Source organism: Pseudomonas cimarronensis (genome assembly GCF_049331905.1).
Classification (GTDB): Bacteria; Pseudomonadota; Gammaproteobacteria; order Pseudomonadales; family Pseudomonadaceae; genus Aquipseudomonas.
Genome location: NZ_CP186283.1, coordinates 1,963,991 through 1,989,973 on the forward strand (window position 1 = coordinate 1,963,991; position 25,983 = coordinate 1,989,973).

24 protein-coding genes are annotated in these 25,983 nt (G+C 59.5%); 18 read left to right on the top strand and 6 right to left on the bottom strand.

What is annotated here, in order from left to right; all coding sequences use genetic code 11:
- Position 1 precedes the first annotated feature (1 nt).
- The 11 genes from ACOCLD_RS09120 (at position 2) to ACOCLD_RS09170 (ending at position 11,196) form a co-directional block, all read left to right on the top strand.
- On the top strand, positions 2-901 hold the full coding sequence (locus tag ACOCLD_RS09120) for an NAD-dependent epimerase/dehydratase family protein (RefSeq protein WP_422911651.1): 900 nt from the start codon (positions 2-4) through the stop codon (positions 899-901).
- A 20-nt stretch (positions 902-921) separates the two neighbouring features.
- Positions 922-1,689, top strand: coding sequence for a cephalosporin hydroxylase family protein (locus ACOCLD_RS09125; protein WP_422911652.1), 768 nt, complete (start codon positions 922-924; stop codon positions 1,687-1,689).
- 263 nt (positions 1,690-1,952) lie between these two features.
- Positions 1,953-3,533, top strand: a complete 1,581-nt coding sequence (locus ACOCLD_RS09130; protein WP_422911653.1) for a flagellin — start codon at positions 1,953-1,955, stop codon at positions 3,531-3,533.
- Between the two features lie 72 nt (positions 3,534-3,605).
- A complete protein-coding gene (locus ACOCLD_RS09135) occupies positions 3,606-3,992 on the top strand; it encodes a flagellar protein FlaG (RefSeq protein ID WP_422911654.1) in 387 nt (128 codons plus the stop codon).
- A gap of 74 nt (positions 3,993-4,066) precedes the next feature.
- Positions 4,067-5,527 carry a flagellar filament capping protein FliD gene (fliD, locus tag ACOCLD_RS09140; protein ID WP_422911655.1) on the top strand — a complete coding sequence of 487 codons (1,461 nt, stop codon included), beginning with the start codon at positions 4,067-4,069 and terminating at the stop codon, positions 5,525-5,527.
- A 2-nt stretch (positions 5,528-5,529) separates the two neighbouring features.
- Positions 5,530-5,922: a flagellar export chaperone FliS gene (gene fliS, locus ACOCLD_RS09145; protein WP_422911656.1), complete on the top strand. Its 393-nt coding sequence runs from the start codon at positions 5,530-5,532 to the stop codon at positions 5,920-5,922.
- 71 nt (positions 5,923-5,993) lie between these two features.
- Entirely contained in the window at positions 5,994-6,374 is a 381-nt protein-coding gene (gene fliS / locus ACOCLD_RS09150) for a flagellar export chaperone FliS (protein WP_422911657.1), read from the top strand.
- A 27-nt stretch (positions 6,375-6,401) separates the two neighbouring features.
- Positions 6,402-6,698 (top strand): flagellar protein FliT, encoded by a 297-nt coding sequence (locus ACOCLD_RS09155; protein ID WP_233684189.1) that lies wholly within the window; start codon positions 6,402-6,404, stop codon positions 6,696-6,698.
- 220 nt (positions 6,699-6,918) lie between these two features.
- A complete protein-coding gene (locus ACOCLD_RS09160; RefSeq protein WP_257778048.1) occupies positions 6,919-8,391 on the top strand; it encodes a sigma-54 dependent transcriptional regulator in 1,473 nt (490 codons plus the stop codon).
- Positions 8,392-8,574: 183 nt separating this feature from the next.
- Positions 8,575-9,783 (top strand): sensor histidine kinase, encoded by a 1,209-nt coding sequence (locus ACOCLD_RS09165; RefSeq protein WP_392539351.1) that lies wholly within the window; start codon positions 8,575-8,577, stop codon positions 9,781-9,783.
- Between the two features lie 6 nt (positions 9,784-9,789).
- Positions 9,790-11,196 (top strand): sigma-54-dependent transcriptional regulator, encoded by a 1,407-nt coding sequence (locus ACOCLD_RS09170; protein ID WP_422911658.1) that lies wholly within the window; start codon positions 9,790-9,792, stop codon positions 11,194-11,196.
- 81 nt (positions 11,197-11,277) lie between these two features.
- On the opposite strand, the gene lapD is transcribed toward ACOCLD_RS09170, so the two are convergent.
- The 4 genes from lapD to ACOCLD_RS09190 all read right to left on the bottom strand — a co-directional run bounded on the left by lapD (position 11,278) and on the right by ACOCLD_RS09190 (position 15,124).
- A complete protein-coding gene (gene lapD, locus ACOCLD_RS09175; protein ID WP_422911659.1) occupies positions 11,278-13,227 on the bottom strand; it encodes a cyclic di-GMP receptor LapD in 1,950 nt (649 codons plus the stop codon).
- Between the two features lie 9 nt (positions 13,228-13,236).
- Positions 13,237-13,929: a cysteine protease LapG gene (gene lapG / locus ACOCLD_RS09180; protein ID WP_257778052.1), complete on the bottom strand. Its 693-nt coding sequence runs from the start codon at positions 13,927-13,929 to the stop codon at positions 13,237-13,239.
- A gap of 184 nt (positions 13,930-14,113) precedes the next feature.
- Positions 14,114-14,527 carry a YbaN family protein gene (locus ACOCLD_RS09185; RefSeq protein ID WP_422911660.1) on the bottom strand — a complete coding sequence of 138 codons (414 nt, stop codon included), beginning with the start codon at positions 14,525-14,527 and terminating at the stop codon, positions 14,114-14,116.
- A gap of 9 nt (positions 14,528-14,536) precedes the next feature.
- Complete coding sequence (locus tag ACOCLD_RS09190) at positions 14,537-15,124, bottom strand: YecA family protein (protein ID WP_233684196.1); 588 nt, start codon at positions 15,122-15,124, stop codon at positions 14,537-14,539.
- Between the two features lie 166 nt (positions 15,125-15,290).
- Between ACOCLD_RS09190 and recQ the strand changes: the two genes are divergently transcribed.
- The 7 genes from recQ to ACOCLD_RS09225 all read left to right on the top strand — a co-directional run bounded on the left by recQ (position 15,291) and on the right by ACOCLD_RS09225 (position 24,773).
- Positions 15,291-17,417 carry a DNA helicase RecQ gene (gene recQ / locus ACOCLD_RS09195; RefSeq protein ID WP_422911661.1) on the top strand — a complete coding sequence of 709 codons (2,127 nt, stop codon included), beginning with the start codon at positions 15,291-15,293 and terminating at the stop codon, positions 17,415-17,417.
- 81 nt (positions 17,418-17,498) lie between these two features.
- Positions 17,499-18,662 carry a diguanylate cyclase domain-containing protein gene (locus ACOCLD_RS09200; protein ID WP_422911662.1) on the top strand — a complete coding sequence of 388 codons (1,164 nt, stop codon included), beginning with the start codon at positions 17,499-17,501 and terminating at the stop codon, positions 18,660-18,662.
- 329 nt (positions 18,663-18,991) lie between these two features.
- Positions 18,992-20,008 carry a DUF2804 domain-containing protein gene (locus ACOCLD_RS09205; protein WP_422911663.1) on the top strand — a complete coding sequence of 339 codons (1,017 nt, stop codon included), beginning with the start codon at positions 18,992-18,994 and terminating at the stop codon, positions 20,006-20,008.
- 224 nt (positions 20,009-20,232) lie between these two features.
- The gene (locus ACOCLD_RS09210; RefSeq protein WP_233684200.1) at positions 20,233-20,667 is read left to right on the top strand and encodes a MarR family transcriptional regulator; all 435 of its coding nucleotides are present in this window, start codon (positions 20,233-20,235) and stop codon (positions 20,665-20,667) included.
- Positions 20,667-22,070, top strand: a complete 1,404-nt coding sequence (locus tag ACOCLD_RS09215) for a DHA2 family efflux MFS transporter permease subunit (protein WP_422911664.1) — start codon at positions 20,667-20,669, stop codon at positions 22,068-22,070. The genes ACOCLD_RS09210 and ACOCLD_RS09215 overlap by 1 nt, the downstream gene beginning before the upstream one ends.
- A gap of 263 nt (positions 22,071-22,333) precedes the next feature.
- The gene (locus ACOCLD_RS09220) at positions 22,334-24,382 is read left to right on the top strand and encodes a FimV/HubP family polar landmark protein (RefSeq protein ID WP_422911665.1); all 2,049 of its coding nucleotides are present in this window, start codon (positions 22,334-22,336) and stop codon (positions 24,380-24,382) included.
- Positions 24,383-24,485: 103 nt separating this feature from the next.
- Positions 24,486-24,773, top strand: coding sequence for a SelT/SelW/SelH family protein (locus ACOCLD_RS09225; protein WP_257778060.1), 288 nt, complete (start codon positions 24,486-24,488; stop codon positions 24,771-24,773).
- On the opposite strand, the gene ACOCLD_RS09230 is transcribed toward ACOCLD_RS09225, so the two are convergent.
- Positions 24,774-25,625 carry a DMT family transporter gene (locus ACOCLD_RS09230; protein WP_422911666.1) on the bottom strand — a complete coding sequence of 284 codons (852 nt, stop codon included), beginning with the start codon at positions 25,623-25,625 and terminating at the stop codon, positions 24,774-24,776.
- Positions 25,622-25,957, bottom strand: a complete 336-nt coding sequence (locus tag ACOCLD_RS09235) for a tRNA-binding protein (protein ID WP_422911667.1) — start codon at positions 25,955-25,957, stop codon at positions 25,622-25,624. Before ACOCLD_RS09235 ends, ACOCLD_RS09230 begins: the two co-directional genes overlap by 4 nt.
- Positions 25,958-25,983: the final 26 nt, after the last annotated feature.

Consider the following 25,983-nt stretch of genomic DNA (forward strand, 5'->3'; position numbering starts at 1 on the left):
TATGACGCGTGTGTTGGTGACCGGGGCAAGCGGCTTTATTGGCCAGCATGTCGTGCAACAGCTGCAGCTCAGTGGCTTTGAGGTGCATGCCGTTTATGCAAACACGCGTATCGAGACACAGGCCTCGGTTACTGCACATCAGGCCAACCTGCTTGAGCCCGGAGCTGTTGAAAAGCTGATCGCCACCGTACGCCCCGAGCAACTGCTGCACCTGGCCTGGTGCGCCAAACCAGGTGTGTACTGGACCTCAGCGGAAAACCTGCTGTGGGTACAGGCAACAATGCGCTTGCTTGAGGCGTTTCAGGTTCAGGGTGGCCACCATGCGGTGCTGGTCGGCAGCTGCGCCGAGTATGACTGGCGCTACGGCTATTGCCGCGAAGAACTGACGCCTTTAATTCCCGCGACTGTTTATGGGCGCTGCAAGCATGCAACACGCGAACTGGCAGATGTGTTCAGTCAAGTACATGGCTTGCCAATCGCCTGGGCGCGTATTTTTCATGCCTATGGTCCGTTCGAGGCCCCGGGGCGTTTGGTCCCGGCCGTAATTAACGCGCTGCTTCGCGGTCAGCCGGCACTCTGCTCGCACGGTGAGCAGCTGCGGGATCTGTTGCATGCGGCGGATATTGGCGGTGCTCTGGTGACCTTGTTGCAACACCAGGCGCAGGGCGCATTCAACCTTGGCAGCGGTCAGCCGGTGTGCCTGCGTGAGGTGGTTGAATACCTGGCTACGCAGTTGGATGCACTGCACCTGCTGCGTATGGGGGCCATTGCGGTGGCCGCTGATGATCCCCCGTTGCTGGTGGCGGATAACCAGCGCCTGGTGAAGTTAGGTTGGCAGGCACGATTTGATCTACAACACGGTTTGGATGACGCTCTGGCCTGGTGGCGTGGGCGTGTTTAATTCTGGCAAAGGAGTAGGGCATGAAACTGACAGTCGATACGGATAACAAGAAGCTGACTCTGGATGACCAGGGCTCCGTGCGTGAGCTGGATCTGTACACGGATGAAGCCTTCGAACTGCTCACCCAGCAGTGGGTGACCTTAGGTTGGAACCAGAAGTATCCCTATACCTTCTCCTGGATGGGGCGCCCGGTAATTCAGTTACCGGAAGATATGCTCCGTATTCAGGAAGTAATCTACCGCATCAAACCGGACGTGATCATTGAAACCGGTATTGCCCACGGTGGCTCGCTGATTTACTACGCCAGCCTGTTCAGGGCCATGGGCAAGGGGCGTGTCATTGGTGTGGATATCGAAATCCGCCCGCACAACCGCAAAGCCATCGAAGAGCACGAGCTGTTCGAGTACCTGACTCTGATCGAAGGCAGCTCGGTGGCCGATGATGTCGTCGCCCAGGTTAAGTCACTGGTCAAGCCCGGTGAAACGGTACTGGTGATTCTCGATTCCAACCACACCTACGCCCACGTTTCCGAAGAACTGCGACAGTATTCACCGTTGGTCACTCCGGGCTCTTACATCGTTTCTACCGATGGCGTGATGCGCGACCTGACTGACGTGCCTCGAGGCAACCCGGACTGGGGCAAGGATAACCCTTCGCAAGCCGCGCTTGATTTCGCCGCAGGCAATCCGCACTTCATTATCGAGCAGCCTGCTTGGCCGTTCAATGAAAGCAGCCTCAGCAAGAACATCACGCATTGGCCCAATGCCTGGTTGAAACGCGTCAAGTAAGGCTTGAATACGTTCTCTCTAGCCCTTGAGATAAGCGTCAATTTTTTCGAAAAATCTTTGTGGTGAGGTGTTTGTTTCTTCCAAATAGCTGTTTCTAAAGGAAGAAAAAAAATCAATATTCCTTGCTAAAGCTGCCTAAAGTTGCGCTGGAAAGGGCCGATACAAAGTACGAATGCGAACTTAATGGGGCGTCTGAGCAAAGCAGGCCCGAAGCTCGCAGGCTCAGACAATCTCAGTAGCACGGTCCTTTGGAGGCAAACACCATGGCCCTTACAGTCAACACAAACGTAGCGTCACTCAATACTCAGCGTAACCTGGGCTCTTCATCCAAAGGCCTGGATACTTCGCTGCAACGTCTGTCCACCGGTTTCCGCATCAACAGTGCCAAGGATGATGCGGCTGGCCTGCAGATTTCCAACCGTCTGACCAGTCAGATCAATGGCCTAAACGTTGCCACCCGTAACGCCAACGATGGTATTTCCCTGTCGCAAACTGCTGAAGGTGCACTGCAGCAGTCCACCGGTATTCTGCAGCGTATGCGTGACTTAGCCCTGCAATCGGCCAATGGTTCTAACGGCGCTACCGAACGTGCGGCGTTGCAAGGTGAGGTGTCGCAGCTTCAGCAAGAACTGAACCGTATCGCCGAAACCACCAGTTTCGGTGGTCGCAAGATTCTTGATGGTTCATTTGGTTCGCAAAGTTTCCAGGTGGGCGCTAACGCCTTTGAAACCATTAGCGTTTCTATCGGTGCTTCCGACGCTAGTCGCTTGGGTATCAACCGATTTGACAGTACCTTTAAAGATGCTTCGGCTGTCGCTTCAGCATCAGCCGCCGGCCTGGCTGCTACCTCGGCCGCAAACTATGCTGCTGCAACCGCTGCCACTTTGGGCTATTCGCAGTCAGGTACTGGCACGAATGCGATGACCCTTACAGCTAAATTGGGCAGTTCAACAATTGACTTTGTGTCGGGTGCTAGTGCTCGTGATGTAGCAGCAGCGGTAAATGCCAAGTCAGACACTACTGGTGTTACAGCGAATGCTCGCACAGTTGCTAAGTTGGACACATTCACAAGCCTCACGGGTACCCAGACTGGTACAGTTTCCTTTGACCTTTATGGTGCTAATACCGGCGCTAACAACGGTGTGGCCATTTCGGCCAATATTACCAATGCCAATGACTTCAGTGGTTTGGCAGATGCAATCAACAAAGAAACCGGCAGAACAGGCATCTCCGCCAAGGTCACGGGTGACGGTAAAGGTGTAGAGCTGACCAGCGAGAAAGGCGACGCCATCATTATTGACAAACTCTCGGCTAATGGTGGTGCAGCTTCATTGCAGGCCTATGGATTTGATGGTGATGATGGGAGTGCCACTGAAAATGGTGATTTGGTCGGCGCGGCTGTTGTTGTTGGTGCAGCAGGTGCGGGACGAGTTGATGGACGTGTGCGCCTTGAGTCGGCAGATGCATTTGAGGTGAAAAATATTGTAGCTGCAAGCTTCGGCGTCGCTGGTCCTCGGTTTAGTGAGTTGAATGCTGTTGATACGATTGATGTGAGCACGGCGATTGGCGCACAGAATGCCTTGGGTATCGTCAATGGTGCGATCTCGAATATCGATACGCAGCGCGCCCAACTTGGTGCGGTGCAGAATCGCTTTGAGAACACCATTTCGAACCTGCAGAACATCGCAGAAAACGCCTCGGCTGCACGTAGTCGGATTCGTGATACTGACTTTGCTGCCGAAACTTCGGAACTGACCAAAAATCAGATCCTGCAGCAGGCCGGCACCGCGATCCTGGCTCAGGCCAACCAGCTGCCGCAGGCTGTACTCAGCCTGCTCGGCTAAGGACAAAAGCGCTAGACTACGGGGGGAAGGGCTTGGCTCTTCTCCCCGTTCCCTCATTCTGAGGAGAAAGTTATGGACATTAGTTCTATTCAGGTTTCGTCTGGCCCTGCCGCGGCTGCTTCCAAGGCAGAGCGGGTATCGGATTCATCTGCAAAGGCTGATGCCGTTGAGCGTAAGCCATCCGAGGACACTGCAACTGCGGCAGTCTCGAAGGCTGGGGGCGGTACTGCAACTTCCCGCGAAGACGTTGAGGCAGCTGTTGCGACGATTCAGGACTTTGTCCAATCAGTTCGTCGTAGCCTGAACTTCTCCCTCGAAGAGGGCAGCGGGCGTGTTGTGGTCAAGGTTACTGATGCAGGATCGGGCGATGTGATCCGGCAGATCCCTTCTGAAGAAGCGCTGCAACTGGCAGAGAATCTTTCGGAGGTCCGTAGCTTGTTATTTAAAGCCGAAGCCTGACTTGCAGGTTGGCACGGCTTTTGACTATTAACACCTCTATGGTGTTTTTAGTCATTATTTTGGCGAGGTGAAACATGGTCGGGATTACTGGGATTGGCTCAGGGATCAAAATCGACGAAATCGTCACAGCGTTGGTCAATGCCGAAAGGGCGCCCAAGACTAACCAACTGGACCGTCTCGAGAAGACCACTGTTGCACGCATCTCGGCAATGGGCTCACTAACCAGTGCGCTGAATACCTTCAAAACTGCCGTCGATTCATTGAACAAGACATCCTTGTATGAGTCGCGAACGGCAAGTTCTTCCAGCGGCAGTGTCCTCAAGGTTACTGCTGCAACCACTGCTCCTGCGGGTAATTACAACGTCCAGGTCAAACAGTTGGCGACGAGCAGCAAAGTGGCGTTGCAATCGGTCACTGGCGGTAATACCGCGACGTTCAATAGTGGTTCGCTGACTATTTCTACCGGCAGCTCGAGCTTCGGCGTCGATATTACAGCCGCAAATAACACCCTGGCCGGTATGCGCGATGCAATCAATGAGGCCGGAAAAGCATCGGGTGTTAGCGCCACCATCATCACGGATGACTCTGGTTCACGCTTGGTCTTGAACGCCACCAAGAGTGGTGGTGGTAATGATATTAATGTCGTGGCCAGTGAAGACAATGTGACTGCAGGGGCTAATGCGCTTATGACTCAGGCGTTCGTACCGACTGTCGATCCCGGCAATGCCGATGCCTTTCTGAAGCCTAATTCCACTACGGGCGCTGGCGGTGTTATTACCAAGGCGCAGTCAGCCAAGATATCCATTGATGGTCTTGAGTTGGTTCGCAACACCAACCGCATTGAGGACGCTCTTGAAGGCGTAACGCTTGATCTCACTGCGGCACAAAGTGCTACAGATTTGGCTGATGGTAAGACCATAAGCGTCACTGTCGGCGTCGATAAGGGTAGTGTGAAGAGCAACCTGCAGAAGTTCGTCGACGCCTACAATGCCTTGATTAACACGACATCTCAGTTGACTGCTGTTGTTCCTGTTGATGGCGGTAATCCGGTAACTGGTCCTCTGCTCGGTGATTCATCCATACGCAATGTGTTGTCTAGTCTACGCAATGAAATGGTCAATATGGTCGGTGAAGGTGGGGTTAAGGCGCTTGCAGATTTAGGTATTACGTCTGACTGGAAAACAGGGCAACTTAAGCTTGATGACACCCAATTGACCAAGGCGTTGGAAAGTAACTTCGATCAGGTTGCCGGTTACCTGGCGGGCGATAATGGCTTGATGGGGCGTCTGTCCAAGTCTGTTGGCACATATGTAGGAGACGCTGGTGTGCTTAAGCAGCGTGCTGATGCGCTGCAAGCCACTAAGGCAGGCGTTGATGAGCAGCGCAAAGCATTAGCTGTTCGAGTCGAGAGTCTGCAGACGCGTCTTTATGCCCAGTACAACGCTATGGACTCCCTTGTTGGTCGCCTAAAGCAAACAAGTGACAGTCTGGCTAACCAGCTTGCCAGCTTGCCAGGTTTCGTGAAGAAGGATTAGTAATGAGCAAGAAACCGATTGATACCTACAAGCAGGTCAATACCAGTCACGAGGTTTCCCCATACCGTACCGTGCAGTTGTTGCTGGAAGGTGCCGTGCAGCGGGTGATGTTGGCCAAGCACGCGCAAAATGAAGGCGATGTCGAGGTCCGCGGTCTGGCGGTCGGCAGCACTATTACCATCCTCGGTGTGCTACAGGCGAGTCTCGACAAGAACCTGGGCGGTGAGATTGCCGAGAATCTGGATTCGCTCTACGACTACATGACACGCCGCCTGGCGGGCGTTGCGCTCGACTCAACTCCGCGCACTCTGGATGAAGTTCAGGCCCTGCTTGAACAAATCAAAAGTGCCTGGGATGCCATCGGACCAGAGGTTGAGCCTGCTGCAGTTAGCTGATTTGATTGTTAAAGCTTTGCGCGTTGACGCCGATACCTGAGTTATCCGGTTAGCAAAAAGCGAGAACAACGATGAACGCGATGGCGGCCCTCAGGCAGTATCAAACCGTCAACACTCAGGCGCAGGCTATTGAAGCCAGCCCGCATCGGTTGATTCAAATGTTGATGGAAGGTGGCCTCACTCGTTTGGCGCAGGCGCGCGGTGCGATGGAGCGTGATCAGGTTGCTCTGAAGGGTGAGTTGATCAGCAAGGCCATTGGTATTATTGGTGGTTTGCGGGAAGGTCTGAATCTGGAGCAGGGTGGCGACGTCGCTGCCAATCTGGATAGCCTTTACGAATACATGACCTCCCGTTTGGTTGAGGCCAATGTGCAAAATGAAATAGCACCGTTGGATGAAGTGGCTGGGCTGTTGCGTAATGTCAAAGCTGGCTGGGATGCCATTGCTGAGTAAGGCTGTTTCCCGCCTGAGGAAGTGTTTATGAGTTCATCCGTGCAGCGTCTAGAAGAAACAGGCAGTGCCTTGCGCGTGGCGTTGGCCAGTCAGGATTGGGCTGCAATCGGTGAACTGGATCTGCAGTGCCGTCAGGCGGTTGACGAAGCCATGGTGGAGTCTGCCAATGATGAAGAGACCTTGCGTGCCCGCATGCAAGAACTGCTGGATCTTTATCGTGAGCTCGTCAATGTTTGTCAGGCTGAGCAACAGCGACTGGCCCACGAGTTGGTACAGCTGAATCAGTCTCAACAGGGCGCCAAGGTCTATCAGCTTTTTGGTTGATTGGCGTTTTCCGGTCGATGCCATTCGGTATCGACCTTCTGGTGTTTTCCCTCCTTTTTCAAACAGCTGCTTAGTCTGCTTGTCGGGCAAAATAAAAAAGCACGCCATAAAATTGACTGCAAACAAAAAATTGACTTAACTAGTGGCCAGTTGCCGTCGCTGGCGCAGGTTATTTTTGTCAGCTGACACGTTCTTCACTCCAGGATCAGCAAATAAAACTATGTGGCGTGAAACCAAAATCCTCCTGATTGACGATAACAGCGAGCGCCGTCGTGACTTGACGGTAATCCTGAACTTTCTGGGTGAAGAGCACCTGGCCTGTGACAGCCAGAATTGGCGGCAATGTGTAGCCGAGCTGTCGTCGAACCGTGAAGTGCTTAGCGTCTTGCTGGGTGAGGTGAAGGCCAAGGGTGGCGTGCTGGAAATGCTCAAGCAGTTGGCTGCCTGGGATGAGTTCTTGCCAACTTTGCTGATCAACGAGCAGGTTGCGGCCGAATGGCCGGAGGAGCAGCGCCGCAGTGTGCTGGCCAGCCTGGAAATGCCGCTGAGCTACAACAAGCTGCTCGACTCGCTGCACCGCGCCCAGGTCTACCGCGAAATGTACGACCAGGCACGTGAGCGTGGACGGCAACGCGAAACTAACCTGTTCCGTAGCCTTGTGGGCACCAGTCGGGCCATTCAGCAAGTGCGGCAGATGATGCAGCAGGTAGCCGATACCGAAGCCAGCGTGCTGATCCTCGGCGAATCGGGCACTGGCAAGGAAGTGGTCGCGCGCAATCTGCATTACCACTCCAAGCGCCGTGAAGCGCCGTTCGTACCGGTCAACTGCGGCGCGATTCCTGCCGAGTTGCTTGAGAGTGAGTTGTTCGGTCACGAGAAGGGCGCGTTTACTGGCGCGATCACCAGCCGTGCTGGACGCTTTGAGCTGGCCAATGGCGGCACCTTGTTTCTAGATGAGATCGGCGACATGCCGCTACCCATGCAGGTCAAGCTGCTGCGCGTATTGCAGGAGCGCACCTTCGAGCGGGTTGGCAGCAACAAGACGCAGAGTGCCGATGTGCGGATCATTGCCGCCACCCACAAGAACCTGGAAAAGATGATCGAGGACGGCAGCTTCCGTGAGGATCTGTATTACCGCCTCAACGTTTTCCCCATCGAAATGGCTCCGCTGCGTGAGCGTATCGAAGATATTCCGTTGTTGATGAATGAGCTGATCTCGCGCATGGAGTTCGAGAAGCGCGGCTCCATCCGTTTCAACTCGGCAGCCATCATGTCGCTGTGCCGGCATGATTGGGCGGGTAACGTGCGTGAGCTGGCCAACCTGGTTGAGCGCATGGCGATCATGCATCCCTATGGGGTCATCGGTGTGGGCGAGTTGCCAAAGAAGTTTCGCCATGTCGATGATGAAGACGAGAACATGGTGGCGACGCTGCGTGATGAACTGGATGAGCGCGCGACCATCATGGCAGGTTTGCCGGGCGTCGACTCGATGGCCATGCTGCCGCCGGAAGGTTTGGACCTGAAAGACTACCTGGGCAACCTCGAGCAAGGCCTGATTCAGCAGGCGCTGGACGATGCCAGTGGCGTGGTGGCGCGGGCGGCTGAACGGCTGCGTATTCGCCGCACCACTCTGGTTGAGAAAATGCGCAAATACGGCATGAGCCGACGTGATGACGAGGGTCTGGACGACTGAGTCGCACACGCTGCACTCGTCAGTGACTTGGCGTTTGCCCACCGAATAAAGCCGAAGGTTTGACGCAGCCTTCGGCTTTGTTTTTTATGGTGTTGATTTATAAAGATATTTTTTTAGGCACGGGTATTGCTATCTCTCTTGCAACTGACTGTCTTATGACGGCTCGCTGCGCGAGAGAGAACCATGAACGCTAACGCCCAACGCCCTGAAGAATCCGAAGTACCTGCTCCTGTGGAGCAGGCCAGCCGTGCCGGGCTCGAACAGGCTTTTGCCTTGTTCAATCAGATGTCGACTCAACTGAGTACCTCCTACAGCATGCTCGAAGCCCGGGTGACTGAGCTCAAGGGCCAGTTGGCGCTGGTCAGCGCCCAGCGCATGCAGGAGCTGGCTGAGAAAGAACGTCTGGCACATCGCCTGCAGAGCCTGCTGGATCTGTTGCCCGGTGGGGTGATCGTGATCGACGGTCAAGGTGTGGTGCGCGAGGCCAATCCCGTGGCGCGAAACCTGCTGGGCCAGCCGTTGGTGGGCATGCTTTGGCGCCAGGTGATCGCCCGCAACTTCGCCCCGCGCGAGGATGATGGTCACGAAATCTCCCTGAAGGATGGCCGGCGCCTGTCGATTGCTACCCGTTCTTTGCACGCAGAACCTGGTCAGTTGGTGCTGCTGACCGATCTGACAGAAACCCGGCGCTTGCAGGACCAGTTGTCCCGCCATGAGCGCTTGTCCGCCCTCGGTCGTATGGTGGCGTCGCTCGCACATCAGATTCGTACGCCCCTGTCCGCTGCCTTGCTGTATGCCAGCCATCTGACTGAACAGGTCTTGCCGGTCGAGCAGCAGCAGCGCTTTGCCGGACGCCTGAAAGAGCGCCTGCATGAGCTGGAGCATCAGGTGCGTGACATGCTGATCTTTGCCCGTGGCGAGCTGCCGCTGCCGGATCGCCTGGCTCCTACGGGGCTGTTCGATGCGCTGCGCAGCGCCGCAGAACCGCATGTGTTGGGAATGCAGGTGCGTTGGCAGTGCGACAGCCGCATGGGTGAGTTGCTGTGCAACCGCGACACTCTGGTGGGGGCGGTGCTTAACCTGATCGAAAATGCGATTCAGGCTGGCGGCCGTGAGGCGCGTTTGAAGATTCATCTCTATCAGCGCGGCGAGACCCTGCGCCTGTGCATCAGCGATAACGGTCCGGGCATCGACAGCGTGACGCTGGCACGGCTTGGCGAACCTTTCTTTACCACCAAAACCACTGGAACCGGGCTTGGCCTGGCCGTGGTCAAGGCCGTTGCGCGCGCCCATCAGGGCGATGTGCAGCTGCGTTCGCGGCCTGGGCGTGGCACTTGCGCCATTCTCACCTTGCCGCTGCTGGGTGCTACGCACCCTTTGATTCAGGAGTAACCATCCATGGCGAACAAAGTTCTGTTGGTCGAAGATGACCGCGCCCTGCGCGAGGCGTTGGTCGATACCTTGGCATTGGGTGGGCATGATTACCGCGCAGTGGATTGCGCCGAAGCGGCGCTGCTGGCGATTGCCGAAGAGTCTTTTGGCCTGGTGGTTAGTGATGTGAATATGCCCGGCATGGATGGCCACCAATTGTTGGCGCAGATTCGTCAGCGCCAGCCGCAGCTGCCGGTGCTGCTGATGACGGCGTTCGGTGCGGTGGAGCGAGCGGTGGATGCCATGCGTCAAGGCGCGGCGGATTATCTGGTCAAACCATTCGAGCCGAAAGCGCTGCTGACGCTGGTGGATCGGCATGCCTTGGGCCGGGTCTCTGTCAGCGAGCAGGACGGGCCGGTCGCCGAGGAGCCGGCCAGCGTGCAACTGCTGGCCCTGGCCACGCGGGTGGCTCAGAGCGATTCCACGGTGCTGATCACGGGTGAATCAGGTACCGGTAAAGAGGTGCTGGCGCGGTTTATTCACCAGCAGTCACCACGTGGCAGCAAGCCGTTTATCGCCATCAACTGCGCGGCGATTCCGGACAATATGCTGGAAGCCACGCTGTTCGGGCATGAAAAGGGTGCCTTCACCGGGGCGATTGCCAGTGCGCCGGGCAAGTTTGAGTTGGCCGAGGGTGGCACCATTCTGCTCGATGAAATTTCCGAGATGCCGCTGGGCTTGCAGGCCAAGTTGCTGCGGGTATTGCAGGAGCGTGAAGTAGAGCGCGTCGGTGCGCGTAAGCCGATTACCCTGGATATCCGCGTGCTGGCCACCAGTAACCGTGATCTGGCCAGTGAAGTGGCAGCGGGACGCTTCCGTGAGGATCTCTATTACCGCCTATCCGTATTCCCGCTGGCTTGGCGGCCATTGCGTGAACGTCCGGCGGATATCGTGCCGCTGGCCGAGCGCTTGCTGGCCAAATACGTGAAGAAAATGAACCACGCGCCGATTCGGCTTTCTCCGCAAGCGCAGATGAGCCTGATGAGCCACAGCTGGCCGGGTAATGTGCGTGAGCTGGATAACGCCATTCAGCGTGCGCTGATCCTGCAACAGGGCGGCTTGATCCTGCCGCAGGACCTCTGCCTGCAGGCTCCGATTGGCGCCGCAACGCAGCTTTTTGTACCGCCGCAATTGGCAGTGGTGGCGAATAATCTGCCGGCGGCGCTGGATACGCCAGCCGCCGAGGCCGGTGCACTGGGTGATGACCTGCGTCGGCATGAGTTCCAGATGATCATCGACACCCTGCGCGCCGAGCGCGGTCGGCGCAAGGAAGCTGCAGAACGCCTGGGCATCAGCCCGCGCACCCTGCGCTACAAGCTGGCGCAGATGCGTGACGCCGGGATGGATGTGGAAGGCTATCTATTTGCCAGCTGAAAGCCGCAGGTTGACGTGCCGGAGCAGTAAGGTGGCGTCGGGGTAGGCCGTAGAGCGGGCTACCCCGTTTGCGTTGACGGCTCAGCCTTTCCAGGGTTCTGGCGCACCGAGCAGGCGACCCATGGCGCCGTAGAGGCCCAGCTCCTTGAGCACCGCCAACTCACCCTCGGTTTCCACCATCTCGGCAATCAATGGCAGATCAATGCTGTTGGTGGCGCGGAACACTGCCTCGATAAACATGCGTTTGTCGCTTTCCTGATCGATGGCGCGGATATAGGTGCCATCGAGCTTCAGGTAGGCCAGGCCCAGGTGGGTCAGGTTTCCAATCAGGCTGAAGCGTCCGCCAAAGTGCTGCAGGCCCAGGCTGAAACCGCTGTCGCGGATGCCCTGGCTAAGCGCTTCCAGTTCGGCTGCCGGTGGCAGGTGGCGTTCGTCTACCTCCAGCGTCAGCAGGCTGGCCTGCTGTGGGTGCTGGCGGAGGATGTCGAACATGCGCTTGAGGGTTTCGCTATCGCGCAGGGTCGCGGCCGAGAGGCTGAGGGCCAGTGGCGCCGCATGCTGGCTGAGGTGCGCCAGGCTGTGTTCGAGCATGGCCAGGTCAAAGCGCGCGGTCCAACCCAGGCGTTCGATCCAGGGCAGGAAGCGGCCGGCGGCAATCGCTTCGCCTTGTGGGTCAAGCAGACGCGCCAGTACCTTGTGGTGCAGCAGCCGATTGCGATCAGCACACTGCGTGACGGGTTGGAAATACAGCTGCAGCTTGCGCTTGTTCAGCGCGTCGTCGATCCAGGTGCGCCATTCGTGCAAGCCCTGAGTCGGTTGTGCGTTGTAATCATCCAAACGTACCCAGTCGCGACTCGGGTCGTTCTGCGCTTGCGCCAGGGCCTGGTCGGCGCGGCCAATGACCTGGCCGGGTTCCTCGCCTGGCCGGAAGGCGGCAATGCCCATATGGGCCACCGGCGTGCAGTCGCTGGCGCCGGTCTGGCGTAGGCTTTCCAGGCCAGTGTGCAGCTCGCCGGCGAGCAGGTCGGCTTCTTCACTGCCGATTCCCGGGGCCAGCAGGCTGAATTCGCCGCCGCGGCTGCGTGAGGCCAGCCAGTCCGAGCGGTTGGTCTGGTTGAGCAGGCGTTTGAGCAGTTCGCCGATGGCGGCAATCAGTGCGTCGGTCTGCTGGCCGCCGAGGCGCTGGTTGAGCCCGCCGAGGTCGTTGACCCGCAACAGCAGCAGATAGCCTTCGGCATTCTGCTCACTGACCACCAGTTGGTGGGCCAGACGGATATCGAACAGGCGGCGGTTGGCCAGGCCGGTGATGCTGTCCTGATAGGCCTCTTCACGCAGTTTTTCGCTGCGCGCGGCTTCTTCGGCGAACAGGGTTTTCAGCTTTTCCACCATCTGGTTCATGGCGGTGACGACGCGCTTAAGCTCCGGGGTGCGCGGCACCTTGGGCAGGGTGAGGAATTCGCGGCGGGTGATGGCCTGGGCCTGTTGCACCATGTTGTCCAGTGGGCGCAGTTGGGTGCGCAGCAGCCAGCCGCCGAGAATGGCGCTGACCAGGCCGCAGAGCAGTAGCCAGAGCAGGCTGCCAATGGCGCTGTCCCAGAGTTTGGCCAGGGCGAATTGCGGGTGGCTGAGCACCTCGACCCGCGCGGCCTGTTCCCAGCCGCGCATGATCAGCGCATCGCCGCCCTGGGGCTGCAGGTCGACCAGCTCGCTGAACCAGACCGGGACGGTTTCGGCGCTGGCATCGTCGCTGCGCCGTTCGACTATCACTTCGTCACTGGGGATGCGCACCACGCGAATACTGGTGAAGTAACCGCTGTCGAAGATCGAGCTGACCATCAGCTCGATCATCGCCGGGTCATCCACGTGAGGGGTCATCGACAGGCCCAGGGCTGTGGCGGCGTCCTGGGCGTGGGAACGCAGCTGGCTGAGCAGCTGTTCGCGCGAGCTTTCCACGCCGGCGATAAAACTGCCGGTAAAGGCCACGATCAGAAACAGGCAAATGGCGAGAAATAGCTGTTTGAGCAGAGACATGGGTTCCTCCTAGCCTTCGCCGATGGCGAAGCCCTCAGCGCGCATTTTTTTCAGCAGGTCCTGCCAGCGCGAAAGCTTTTTGGTGTCACTCTTCTTGCTATTGGAGCCGGGCAGGTACAGCCCTTCGGCGTTGAATGCATAGACGGGCAGCAGGTCGCGGCGCTGTGACGCGGGCTTGATCTCGTTGATCAGGTTGTCCAGTACCAGAGGCTCGGCACTGGGGCTGGCGTAGTAGGTCAGCACCATGTGGGCCTGGTTGTAGTTGAGGGCCTTGACGTAGGTGATGCGCAGCTTGTCGCTGGGGATACCAAGGCGGCGCAGAGTGAAGTACTTGGCGATGGAGTAGTCCTCGCAATCCCCTTCACCCTTGACCAGCATCTCGATGGGGGTCGCCCAGTAGTCGTTTTGTCTCCACACCTTGATGTCATCGGAGAAGCGGATCTGCCGATTGAAGAAGCGGTTGACCTCGGTGAGCTTGTCTTTTTCGCTGCTGTTCGTACTGCTTTTGATCTGCGCTTCCCAGGCCTGGATACGCTGCTTGGCAGGGCCGAGGGTGCCATAGCGGCTTTCGGCTTTTTGCAGGATCACGCCGAAGTCCCAGTTGGCCAGGGCGCTGGCCAGGCCGATCAGCAGGATGCAGCCGCCCAGCAACGCTCGGTTGAGGCGCTTGAACCATCCATGAATGAGCTGACGGGGTTGCATGTACCGCGCCTCGGCCGGGGATTGGGGAAGTCTAGGTGCTGGTGGTGTTTTTTGCCGCGCCGAATATACCGAATGTCGGCGCGCTGTAGGGCGGCTTAGGTTGCTTTGCTGGTTTTCTACCAACCCTTTGCGGTGGCGTTTTAGCGTGTGTGGCGAGAAGGTGCTAACAGGTGGGGCGGCAAGGCTAGGGTTTGACCAGGGTTTTCTGTTTGAGGATATACAGGCTGACCAGCACGGCGCTGGTCAACATAAACGCGCGGGCCCAGAACAGTGGCACCAGGTAGCACGACAGACCGATGCTCAGCCACATAAGGCTGATGGCGTAGACCTTGCCTTTGAGCGGGATACCCTGGCCTTCGAGGTAGTCGACGATCCAGGGCCCTAGCTGACGGTGATTGACCAGCCACAGGTAGAAGCGCCTTGAGCTGCGCATAAAGCAGGCGGCAGCCAGCAGTAGAAAGGGGGTGGTGGGCAGAACCGGGAGAAAGATACCGATGACGCCCAGCGCCACGCTCAGCCAGCCGATGGCCAGCAGAGCGTAACGGATGGCGGGGTTGCGCTGTTCCTGAACTCGCGGTTCCTGAATGTGGCGCGCCATGGCGCGGTCTTAGTGGTGGCGCGGCTTCAGGAGGGCCGGTTTTTCTTCCGGCGCATTGCACAGCAGGAACAGGGCAGTCAGCAGCTCGGGGATCTGATCGACCATGCTGTCGACCAGGTCGCGGTCACGGGCGATTTCGGCGAACTCGGGTTGTTCGTCGAACAGGCCGGAGCCGACCATGATCGGCAGCAGCAATTCGCTGACTTCATCTTCGGCATCGTCGAACCACACCGCTTCACGCAGGAACACGCCTTCCATAAAGCCGATGCACCAGCCGCGCAGGTCGGAGTCGTCGGGCTCATCGCCGAGGTCGAGTTCGCACGGCACTTCCGGCTCATCATCGCTGGCCAGCTGGCGGGCGATATGGCTTTGCAGCTGAATCAGGGTGGCTTCGATCTCTTCACGTTCGGCATCGCTGCGGTAATGCGGCGGTTCGGAGAACAGCGCGTCGATCCACTCACGCTCTGGCACCTTTTCCGGGCAGATCGACAGGGCGGTCAGGTAGCCATGGGCGGCGATGTAGTCCAGTGCCTCTTCATGCAGCTCATCGGCATCAAGGAAGGCTTGCAGGCGGGAGAGTTGCTCGGCGAAGGACATCGGGGGCTACCTTGAGGGAGTAAACGAGGCTGAATTCTAGTCTAGAGCGGCCACAGCGGCCATAGCCGCAGGCCATGGCCGGTGAAATTCGGATCAAACTCCGGCATGCCGGCGCGTGCCCAAGCGGCACTTGCGTATAATGCGCGGCTTGTTTCGGAGACCTTTCATGCTCGAACACGCGCAACGCATCCTCAAAGACGTATTCGGCTACGACAGCTTCCGTGGCCGTCAGGGTGCGATTATCGAGCGTGTGGCCAGTGGCGGTGATGCCCTCGTGCTGATGCCCACAGGTGGCGGTAAGTCGCTGTGCTTTCAGGTGCCGGCGCTGCTGCGTGATGGCCTGGCCGTGGTGGTGTCGCCGCTGATTGCGCTGATGGATGATCAGGTCGCCACCCTCGACGAGCTGGGTGTGGCGGCGGTGGCGTTGAACTCAACGTTGAGCGCCGATGAGCAGCGCGAGATTGCCGAGCGTATTCGCCGCGGCGAAATCAAGATGCTCTACCTCGCCCCCGAGCGGCTTGTGCAGCCGCGCATGCTGGCGTTTCTGCAGAACCTGCAGATTGCCCTGTTCGCCATTGATGAAGCGCATTGCGTATCGCAGTGGGGGCATGATTTCCGCCCGGAATACCTGCAGTTGGGTCAGTTGGCCGAGCTGTTCCCCCAGGTGCCGCGCATTGCCCTGACCGCCACGGCGGACATGCGCACCCGTGAGGAGATCGTCCAGCGCCTACACCTGCAGAATGCCGAGCGCTTTCTGTCGAGTTTCGATCGGCCGAATATTTTCTATCGCATCGTGCCCAAGGAGCAGCCACGCAAGCAGTTGCTGAGCTTCCTTGCTGCGCGCAAGGGCGATGCCGGCATCGTCTATTGCCTGTCGCGCAAGAAAGTCGAGGAAGTGGCGTCGTTTCTGTCCGAGCAGGGTTTTCCGGCGTTGCCATACCACGCCGGCCTGAGCAACGAGCTGCGCGCCTACCACCAGAAGCGCTTTCTCAACGAGGAAGGGCTGATCATGGTGGCGACCATCGCCTTCGGCATGGGCATCGACAAGCCCAACGTGCGCTTTGTTGCTCACCTTGATCTGCCGAAATCCCTGGAAGCCTATTACCAGGAAACCGGGCGCGCCGGCCGCGACGGCCTGCCAGCGGATGCCTGGATGGCCTACGGCCTGCAGGATGTGATTTTCCTCAAGCAGATGCTCAACAACTCCGAGGGCGACGAGCGCCATAAACGCGTCGAGCAGCACAAGCTCGACGCCATGCTGGCGCTGTGCGAGGAGACGCGTTGCCGGCGTCAGGCGTTACTTGCCTACTTTGATGAAGACATGCCACAACCCTGCGGGCATTGCGACAACTGCATCGACGGTGTGCAGACCTGGGATGCCACCGAGCCGGCACGCCAGGCGCTGTCGGCAATCTACCGCACCGGCCAGCGCTATGGCGTGGGCCACCTGGTCGATGTTTTGCTCGGGCGCGATAACGAGAAAATCCGCACCGTGGGTCATCAGCACCTGGCTGTGTTCGGCATTGGCAAGGCGCTGGTCGAAGGGGAGTGGCGTTCGCTGTTCCGTCAGCTGGTGGCCCGTGGCCTGGCGGATGTCGATCTGGAAGGCTTTGGTGGCCTGCGTCTTTCTGACAGTTGCCGACCACTGCTCAAGGGTGAGGTCAGCCTGCAACTGCGCCGTGATCTCAAGCCACAACAGAGTGCCAAGGCCTCCAGCAGTGCGGCCAGCCAACTGGTGCGCGGCGAAGAACGCGGCCAGTGGGAAGCACTGCGTGCGTTACGGCGCAAACTGGCGGAAGAGCATGGGGTACCGCCTTATGTGATCTTCCCGGATGCCACCTTGCTGGAAATGCTGCGCAGCAAGCCCAGCACCCTGGCCGAGATGGCGCGGGTCAGCGGGGTCGGGGCGCGCAAGCTGGAGCGTTATGGAGAGGCCTTTCTCGATGTGCTCGGTGCTGCCGATGAGGCGCCGCGCGCAGTCGTCGATCTGCGTCACGAACTGGTCAGCCTGGCCCGTGCCGGCATGACCCCGGCGCAGATTGCCGGGCAACTCAACTGCAGTGAAAAGAATGTATACGGCCTGCTGGCCGAAGCCATTGCGCGGCAGCAGTTGTCGCTGGAGCAGGCGCTGGATGTGCCCGAGGCGCTGCTGGGCGAGATACAGGACGCCTTCCTCGATGGCGAAGGCGAATTGCCACCTGTGGCGGCGATCAGCGAGCAGTTCGCCGGACGGGTTGAGCTGGGCATCCTGCACTGTGTGCGTGCGGCCTTGCAGGCGGAATTCGAAGCCTGAGTGGCGCCCGTGCTGCCGATGCTTGTGGCACCGGGTGGGAGCGGCTAAGGTGGTTTCAGCCATCCAGCTGTTGAGGTCCCGGTGCCGCATCCCCATGCCTGGCTCGATGATGTTCGCCCCAGTCCCTATGCCGACCAGCTCGCCTTAGGGTTTCGTCTGTTGCGTTTCTCCCGGCCGCTGGAACGGGAATACCGCAACTATGTGCGTGACGACACCTTCGACCTCAAACGCATTGCCCTTGTTGTGGGCATCCTGGTTTGGCTGGCCTTTGCCGCGTTTGATTTTGTCCTGATCAAGGCCCCTGAGGTGTGGTGGATGTTGGCCATCCGCCTCGCCGTTCTAGTGTTGCTCTGCCTGTTCGGCGGGTTGCTGATTCAGCGCAAGCACGCCTACCTGCTACAACCGCTGAGTCTGGTGAGCCTGCTGGCGTTGGGGGCGGCGGCGTCTTTTGTGGTCGGCATTGCCCATCGGGTTGATCCCAGCTACCCCTATGAAGGCTTGTTGCTGGTTTGTATGGCGGCCTACTTTCTCGCTGGATTACGTCTGATCGAAGCCTTGTGCTGCTCCTTGCTGGTATTGCTGGTCTACGTTTGCGTTGAATTGCTGGTGGCCGGCTTACCGCTGCCTCGGCTAATCAATAACACCCTGTTTCTGCTGTTCGGCAATCTGATGGGGGCGGTGGGGTGCTACCTGCTGGAGTTCAAGTCACGCGAGCATTTTCTGATCAGCCGGTTGATGCGTGTGCTGGCGGATCACGACAGCCTCACCGGCTTGAACAACCGCCGTAGCTTCAACCGTCAGTTCGAGCGCCTGTGGCGCCAGGCTCAACGTGAGCAGCGGCGCTTGGCTCTGCTGCTGTGTGACGTCGACCATTTCAAGGCATACAACGACCGCTATGGCCACCAGGCCGGTGACAACGTGCTGCAGCGCATTGGCAGCCTGTTACAGGATGCGGCGCGGCGCCCCCTGGATATGGCCGTGCGCCTGGGCGGTGAAGAGTTTGCCGTGCTGTTGTATGACATCAGCGAAGCCGAAGCGCGCAACCACGCCGAGGCGCTGCGCCAGACCTTGCAGACCTTGAACATCGAACACGCCGCTTCCGACACGGCGAGTATGTTGACCATGTCGATTGGTATCGCCTGCATCCAGCCGGGCGAGGGCGGAGCGTTGGCGCAGCTGTATGAGCATGCCGATCGCGCGCTGTATGAGGCCAAGGCGTTTGGCCGTAATCAGGTGGTGGCCTGAGAGTCTGTTTACGATCTGCTGTGCGTCGGCCCTGCTGCGTTAAAAACAGGCTCGGCAAGCCGCTTGCGGCTAACGCGCGTCAGCGCGGCCCGAAGGGCGAGCGAAGCGAGTAATGCTCATGTACAAAAGTACACTCCGCTTCTTCGCCTGCTTTGACCAGCCGAAGGCTGTTACTACGTAGCGCCTTGCAGGACTCTAGCTCGCAAGATCCTAAACAGACGCTGGGGTGGCTGGCCGATTTTGCCGCTGCGCTTGGCGCGTGTGGTGAATGCCGGCAGATGAACCCCGGTGCTAGCATCCCCGGCAGTTTCCTTGAGTGAATTGCCCCCATGGACCGACTGATTCAAGCCAACGGCCAGCCGCATTACGGCATCTTTTCTGCTGCACCTGGGCTGATCAATTACCGCGATTTTGATTTCCGCTCGCCCATGGGGCGCAAGCTCGGCGCGCTGGCCAAATGGCGGCGCTTTCATCAGTTCCAGTATTTCGGCCTGATCAGTGACGAGCTGATTGGTGGCTGCGCGCTGGCTAACCTCAGCCTGTTGGGCGTGGGCTTTGTCTATTTGTTTCACCCGGCCAGCGGACGCATGATCGAGCGTCAGTTCAAGCTGCCGCTGGGCTTTGGCAGCCAGTTCTCGCAAACCCCGGATCAGGGCCTCTGCGAGCTGCGCTTTGGCCGTAACCTGCTGCGCTTGGAGAACAGTGCCACATCACGGGAAAAGCGCCTGCTGGTGGAGTTGGATGACGGTACGCGCATCGATGCTTGTTTCTCCGAGGCTGAACCTGCTTTTCAGCCGATGTGCATCAATACGCCGACGGCCGTCAACGGCTGGGTCTATGCGCAGAAAGTGGCGGGGGTGCGCTGCACAGGGCAGGTGCGCAGCGCGCTGGGGGATTTCGATCTGGCGCAGATCGGTGCCTTTGCCCATCACGACTGGTCGGCTGGTTATATGCGGCCTGAAACACATTGGAACTGGGCCTGTCTGTCCGGCCAGGCCGGCGAGCAGCGGGTCGGGTTGAACCTGTCCTGCGGGGTCAATGAAACCAGTTTTACCGAGAACTGTTTCTGGCTGGATGGCGAGTTGCTCAAGGTCGATTCCGTACGCTTTGTCTTCGATCGTGATCAGCCGCTGCAGCCCTGGGCGATCACTTCCCACGATGGCCAGGTGGAGCTGCGCTTCGAGGGGCGTGGCCTGCACAAGGAGCGCCTGAACGTGGGGCTGTTGGCGAGCAACTTCAAACAGATCTTCGGTCAATTCAACGGCGTGCTGCGCCCCAGTGGCCGACCCGAAGTACGTATCGACAATCTCTGGGGCTTTGTTGAAGATCAGTATGTAAAGTGGTGACTAGCAGGCCGTTGAAACTACCTGTGTTGGCAATACTGCGTTAAAAACAGGCTCGGAATGCTCATTTACACCAGTAAACTCCGCTTCCTCGCCTGTTTTTGCCTTGTCTTGCCGGCCTCGCCTACGTTTCAACGACTCGCTAGGCCTTTTGCGGGCTTGCCTCGTTAAAAGGGTTATGGTTAGCTGGCTAATAATTAGTTTTTTATAGTTAAGAGCCGTTGTCCATGTCGCACACCGATCAACACCGTTTCGCCATGCAAGTCGCTCAATTGTCACGCGCCTGGCGCGCCGAACTGGACCGTCGCCTGGTCGGCCTGGGCCTGTCCCAGGCGCGCTGGCTGGTGCTGTTGCACCTGGGGCGCTTTGCCGAACTGCCAACTCAGCGTGAACTGGCGCAGAGCGTTGGCGTTGAAGGGCCGACCCTGGCGCGTTTGCTCGACAGCCTGGAAGCCCAGGGGCTGGTCAGCCGCCAGGCTGTACCGGAAGACCGCCGCGCCAAGAAGATCGCCCTCAGCCCACAGGCGCGTCCGCTGATCGAGAAGATCGAAGCCATCTCCGCGCAGTTGCGCAAGGAAGTTTTCGCGGGTATCGACGAAGACGAACTACGGCGCTGCCAGAAGGTGCATGCCCAGGTGTTGAGTAACCTGGAAAAACGCTGATGGGTGATGACCTGCTGGTTTTGCAGCAGCGTTTCGGCCCGCGTTACCCGCAGTGGCTGCTGGCGCTGTTGATGGTTGGCAGCATGGCCATGGTCCTGGCCTCTACCAGCATCAATGTCGCCTTGCCGGCGATCATGGCGGACTTTGCCATTGGGCGGCCGCTGGCGCAGTGGTTGTCCACCGGTTTTCTCGCAGCCATGACCGCAGGCCTGCTGCTGGCCGCCTGGGCCCAGGCGCGTTTTGGCGCGCGGCGTACGGCGCAGTTCGGCCTGCTGCTGTTTATCCTCACTTCACTGCTGGCGCTGGTGGCCCAGGCGGCCTGGCAACTGATCACGCTGCGTATCGTTCAGGGTCTGTGTGCCGGGATTGTCCAGCCACTGGCCATGGTGCTGATCTTCCGTGTCTTTGCTGAAGGTGGCCGGGGCATGGCGCTGGGTCTGTATGGCCTGGGCGTGATGCTGGCGCCGTCGCTGGGGCCGGCCGTTGGTGGCTATCTGGTCGATCACTTCGGCTGGGCCGCAATATTCTGGATGCCCTTGCCGATGTGCCTGCTGGCTTTGCTGGCCGGGCAATGGTTGTTGCCGAGTGCGCGAGCGAGCAGTGCCCCGCGCCTCGATTTGCTGGCGTTTATCTGTTTGTGCGTATCCATCTTTGCGGCCTTGGGCTTTCTGGCCGAAGCCCAGCGCTTTGCCTGGAGTGCACCGCGGGTCTGGCTGCCGGGCGTAGTGGCGTTGGTGGCCGCGCTGCTGTTTGTGCGGCGTAGCCAGCGTGCTGCACAGCCGTTGTTGCCCCTGGCGTTGTGGCGCCATGCCGGGTTTCGCAGTGCCAGCTGGGTGGCCCTGACCCTGGGCTTGGGCCTGTATGGCTCGACCTACCTGATCCCGCTGTACCTGCAGACCGTAGACGGTTTCAGCGCTGGGCGCGCTGGCATGCTGCTGTTGCCGGCCGGTTTGCTGATGGGTATGGCGTCCTTTCTCGGTGGCTGGCTCAGTGATCGGTTGTCGGCGGCCGTGCTGCTCAGCACCGGGCTGCTGATCTTTGCGCTGTCAGCGGCCGGCTTGGCCTGGGTCGAGCAGGGCGCGTCCTTTGTCCTGCTGTGCTTCTGGGCCTGTGTCGGGCGCATCGGTCTGGGCACTTTGCTGCCGGCCTTGAGCACCGGTTCGCTGGATATTCTCAGCGCCGAGGAACTGGCTCAAGGGGCAGGGGCCATTACCTTCGTACGCCAGTTGGGTGGGGCGTTCGGGGTCAATCTGCTGACCTTCTTTCTGGAGTGGCGGCACAGCGCCGAGGGCGGTGATCAGTGGGCCGAGCTGCTGGCGTTCAAGCAGAGTTTCTGGCTGGTGGCCGGAGTATTCGCGATCACGGTTTTGGCGGCCTGGGGCGTTAAGTCGACAAAGCGCTGACAGCCAAACGGTAGTGTGACGGACTTGTCATTTTATTGACTGCGGGCCTATGCTTGATCCTGTGATGGCTTTTTGCCAAACGGCTGTTGGCATTTCTGTATTCAGTTCGCCGTATTCATCGCCATGCACACGCCGGGTTCGACATGGAACGTACTTCCCAAGGCACTATTTGCCGTCTCCTCTGATTTTCTCAAGCGCTGGAAGCGCACGTCCTGTACGTGTAGTGGCGAGGGTCAGGGAGCGGATTCACCGGGAGCGTTTTTATGGCAAAGGTTCGTCAACTGCTTATTGGCCTGGCATCCAGTTCGGCCCTGTATTCCGGGCTGGTTCCAGCTCTTGGCCTGGGCGAAATCACCCTGCATTCGGCGCTCAGTCAGCCGCTGGATGCCGAAATCGAATTGTTTGATGTGGGCGACCTGACCGCTGAAGACATGCGCGTGCGTCTGGCACCTGCGGAAGTCTTCAGCCGCTCTGGCGTCGATCGCCTGTATTTCTTCAATGACCTGCGCTTTACCCCCTTGCTGCGCGGCGGCAAGAGCGTGATTCGCGTGGTATCGACGCAGCCGGTGCGCGAGCCCTACCTGAACTTTATCGTCGAAGTGGCGCGGCCCAGTGGCCAGCTATATCGCGAGTACACCGTGCTGCTGGATCCGCCCAGTTCGGCGGCCTATCGCAGCCTGGCGGCACCTGCTGCGCCGGTGGTCGCCAGCGCCCCGCGTGCGGCAGTTGTGGAGCGTACCCGTCCTGCGGTGTTGCCGGCCGCGCAACAGGGCAACAGCTACAGTGTGGTCAGCGGTGACAGCCTGTGGAAAATTGCCAATCGGCTGATCGTTGAGAGCAGCGGGCAGTCCTCTGTGGCGGCGCTGATGGACGATCTGTATGCGCTCAATCCGCAGGCCTTTATCAATGGCGACAGCAATCGCCTGCGTGCTGGGGCGCGTCTGTTGTTGCCGGACAGTTTGGCCAGTCCTGCGTCAGCGCCTCCTGCGCAGGCCGTTGCCGAGGTGGCCAGCCCGGCACCCGTGCAAGCGCAGACGCCGCCGGCAGGCAGCGTTGTACAGCCACTCGACCCGGCTGCTGAGCTGCTGACACAGGAACAGGCCCGCGTTGAGCAGGAGTTGGCCAGCCAGATTGCCGAGACCCTGCAACTGCAGCAGAGCCTGGCCGAGTTGGGCTTGCAGGTGCAGCAGTTGCAAAGCCAGATGGAGGCGCGTGATCAACAGATTGCCGGCCTGCAGGCCGAACTGGCTGCCCGCCGTGCAAGTGCCGCAGCCAGCACCGCCGTTGCGCCACCCGTCGCGCAGCCAGCGCCGCAGGTTGCCCAGTCCGGCAATCATTGGCTGGCGATCATTGCCGGCTTGCTGACGCTATTGCTGGGGGGTGTTGCCGGGCTGCTCTGGCGCAGCCGGAAAACTACTCCTGCCGCGCCTGCGCCTGCTGAGCCGGTGCGTGCGGCGGTCATCCCGGCTGTGCCAGTGGCAAGTGCTGTGGTCGCGCCGGCAGCCGCCGTGGCGCTCAATGTACGTGACGTACCGCGCAGTGGGCCGGTGTGGCCTGCCGCCGGTGAAGATGCGCTGCAGAGTGCCAATGTGTATATCGCCTATGGCCGCCTGAACGAGGCCGCCAGCACCCTGCGCAAAGCCTGGGAGGCACAGCCGCAGCGTAGCGACATCGGGTTCCGCTTGCTCGAAGTGCTGGCCTTGCTGGGTGATGCTCAAGGCTTTGTCGTTGAGGAAACGCGGGTGCGGGCTTCCGGCTTTACCCCGGCACGTATCGATGAACTGAAAGCGCGCCACGCCGAACTGTTCAGTGCGCCGCCTGCCAGCCTGCTGGATGACGTGGTGCTGGAACTCGATGAGGTTGCGGTGCCGGCGCTGGAGGAAGCGGCCAATGATGGTCAGCTCAACCTGGATGATCTGTCACTGGACGCCGACTGGGATCTGGTCAGTCCCTTTGCCCCGAGCAAGGTGGCTGAAAAGGCCGACAGCGCCGAGGCGCCGGCCAAGCGCAAGACCTCGGACATCTTCGAACTGTCAGGCAGCCGTGATGCGCGCAGCCCGTTTGCCGAAACCATGCTGGTGGAGGAGACCTCCAACGACGATTGGAATGCTGATGAATTCAGCGCGGCCTTTCTGGAAGACCTTGATCCGTTGGCGACCAGCCGCGATACCCTGTCCAAGCTGAACATGGCGCTGGCCTACATCGAACAGGGCAGCCTGGACAGCGCCTGCCAGATACTAAATGAGGTCATTGACGAGGGGGATGAAGAGCAGAAGCAGGAGGCGCGTCAGTTGCTGGCCAAGATCGCCTGATTGCACAGCCCCTCAAACAACGCCCGCGAGCCCAGGCTGCGCGGGCGTTTTTGTCTGCGCGCCATGGGGTATGATCGCCGCCAATTTGCCCTGAGGAGCGCCCATGTCCAGTCCCAAAGCCGAGGTAGTCATCACCTATTGCACCCAGTGCCAGTGGCTGCTGCGCGCCGCCTGGCTGGCGCAGGAACTGCTGTCGACGTTCAGTGATGACCTCGGCCGAGTCAGCCTGGAGCCTGGTACCGGTGGGGTGTTCCGCATCACCTGCGATGGCGTGCAGATCTGGGAACGCAAGGCCGATGGCGGCTTTCCCGAGGCCAAGGTGCTCAAGCAGCGGGTGCGTGATCAGATCGATCCGGCTCGCGACCTGGGCCATAGCGATCGCAGCAATTGATCACTTGGCCATCCGTGCCGAGATAAAGATCGCGCTGACAATCAGCAGCCCGCCAGCCAGCATGCGCAGGGTTGGCACCTCGCTGAACAGCAGCCAGGCGAAGGCGATTCCGTAGATCGGCTCCAGGGCAAAAATCACTGCTGTGGTACGCGCCTTGAGCACCCGCAGGCTGGCGACGAACAGGCTGTGCGCCAGGCCCGTGCAGAAGATCCCGAGCATGGCCATCCACAACCAGTCCTGAGCCTGCACGCTGGGCAGTGTCGGCCAGGCCAACGGCAAAAACACCAGCAGCACCGTCAGGTTCTGGTACAGCGCTGCCTGCACCGGCTCGATGCCACGGGTGCTGGCGCGGTTGAGCAACGACAACAGGGCGAACAGCAGGCCGGACAGCACCGCCCAGAGCAGGCCGCTGGTGGCCTGGCTACTCAGGTCGAAATGCGGGGTGACCAGCACCAGCCCCAGGCATACCAAAGCCACCATGGCATATTCGACCGGTCGCGTGTGTTCTTTGAACAGCAGCCCCTCGAGCAGCACGGTAAAGGCCGGGAAGCTGGCAAAGCCGAGGGTGGCGATGGCCACGCCAGAAATATGCACAGACTCGAAAAAACTCCACCAGTGAGCGCCCAGCAGCAGGCCGCCGAGGGCCAGTAGTCCGGTCTGACGCACGCCAAGGCGAACCAGGCGCGCATTGCTGATCAGTTTGGCGAACAGCAGCAAAGCGGCTACGGCAAACAGTGCACGGCCGGCGGAGATCATCTGCGGGGTGGTGCTGGCCAGTTTGCCGAAAATGCCGGACAGACCAAACAGTAAGGCGCCCAGATGGATTGCCCACAGTGCATTGCGTTGCTTCATGCCAGTCGTGCACCGTTGGGGACGGGATGTTCAAAGCTCGTCAGCACCACCTTGTTGTCGGCGTCGTACACGCCGGTTACCAGCACTTCCGAACGCACGCCGGCAATGCGCTTGACGGCAAAGTTGCACACGCAGAGCACCTGGCGGCCGATCAGCTGGGCGCATTGATAATGAGCGGTAAGCTGTGCGCTGGATTGCTTGATACCCAGTTCACCCAGGTCGACTTGCAGTACGTAGGCTGGCTTGTTGGCTTTCTCATTGACCTCGGCCGACAGCACGGTGCCGACGCGCAGTTCGACCCGTTGAAAGTCTTCCCATTCGATCTGTTGCATCGCAGCGCTCCTCGGACTGATGGCTG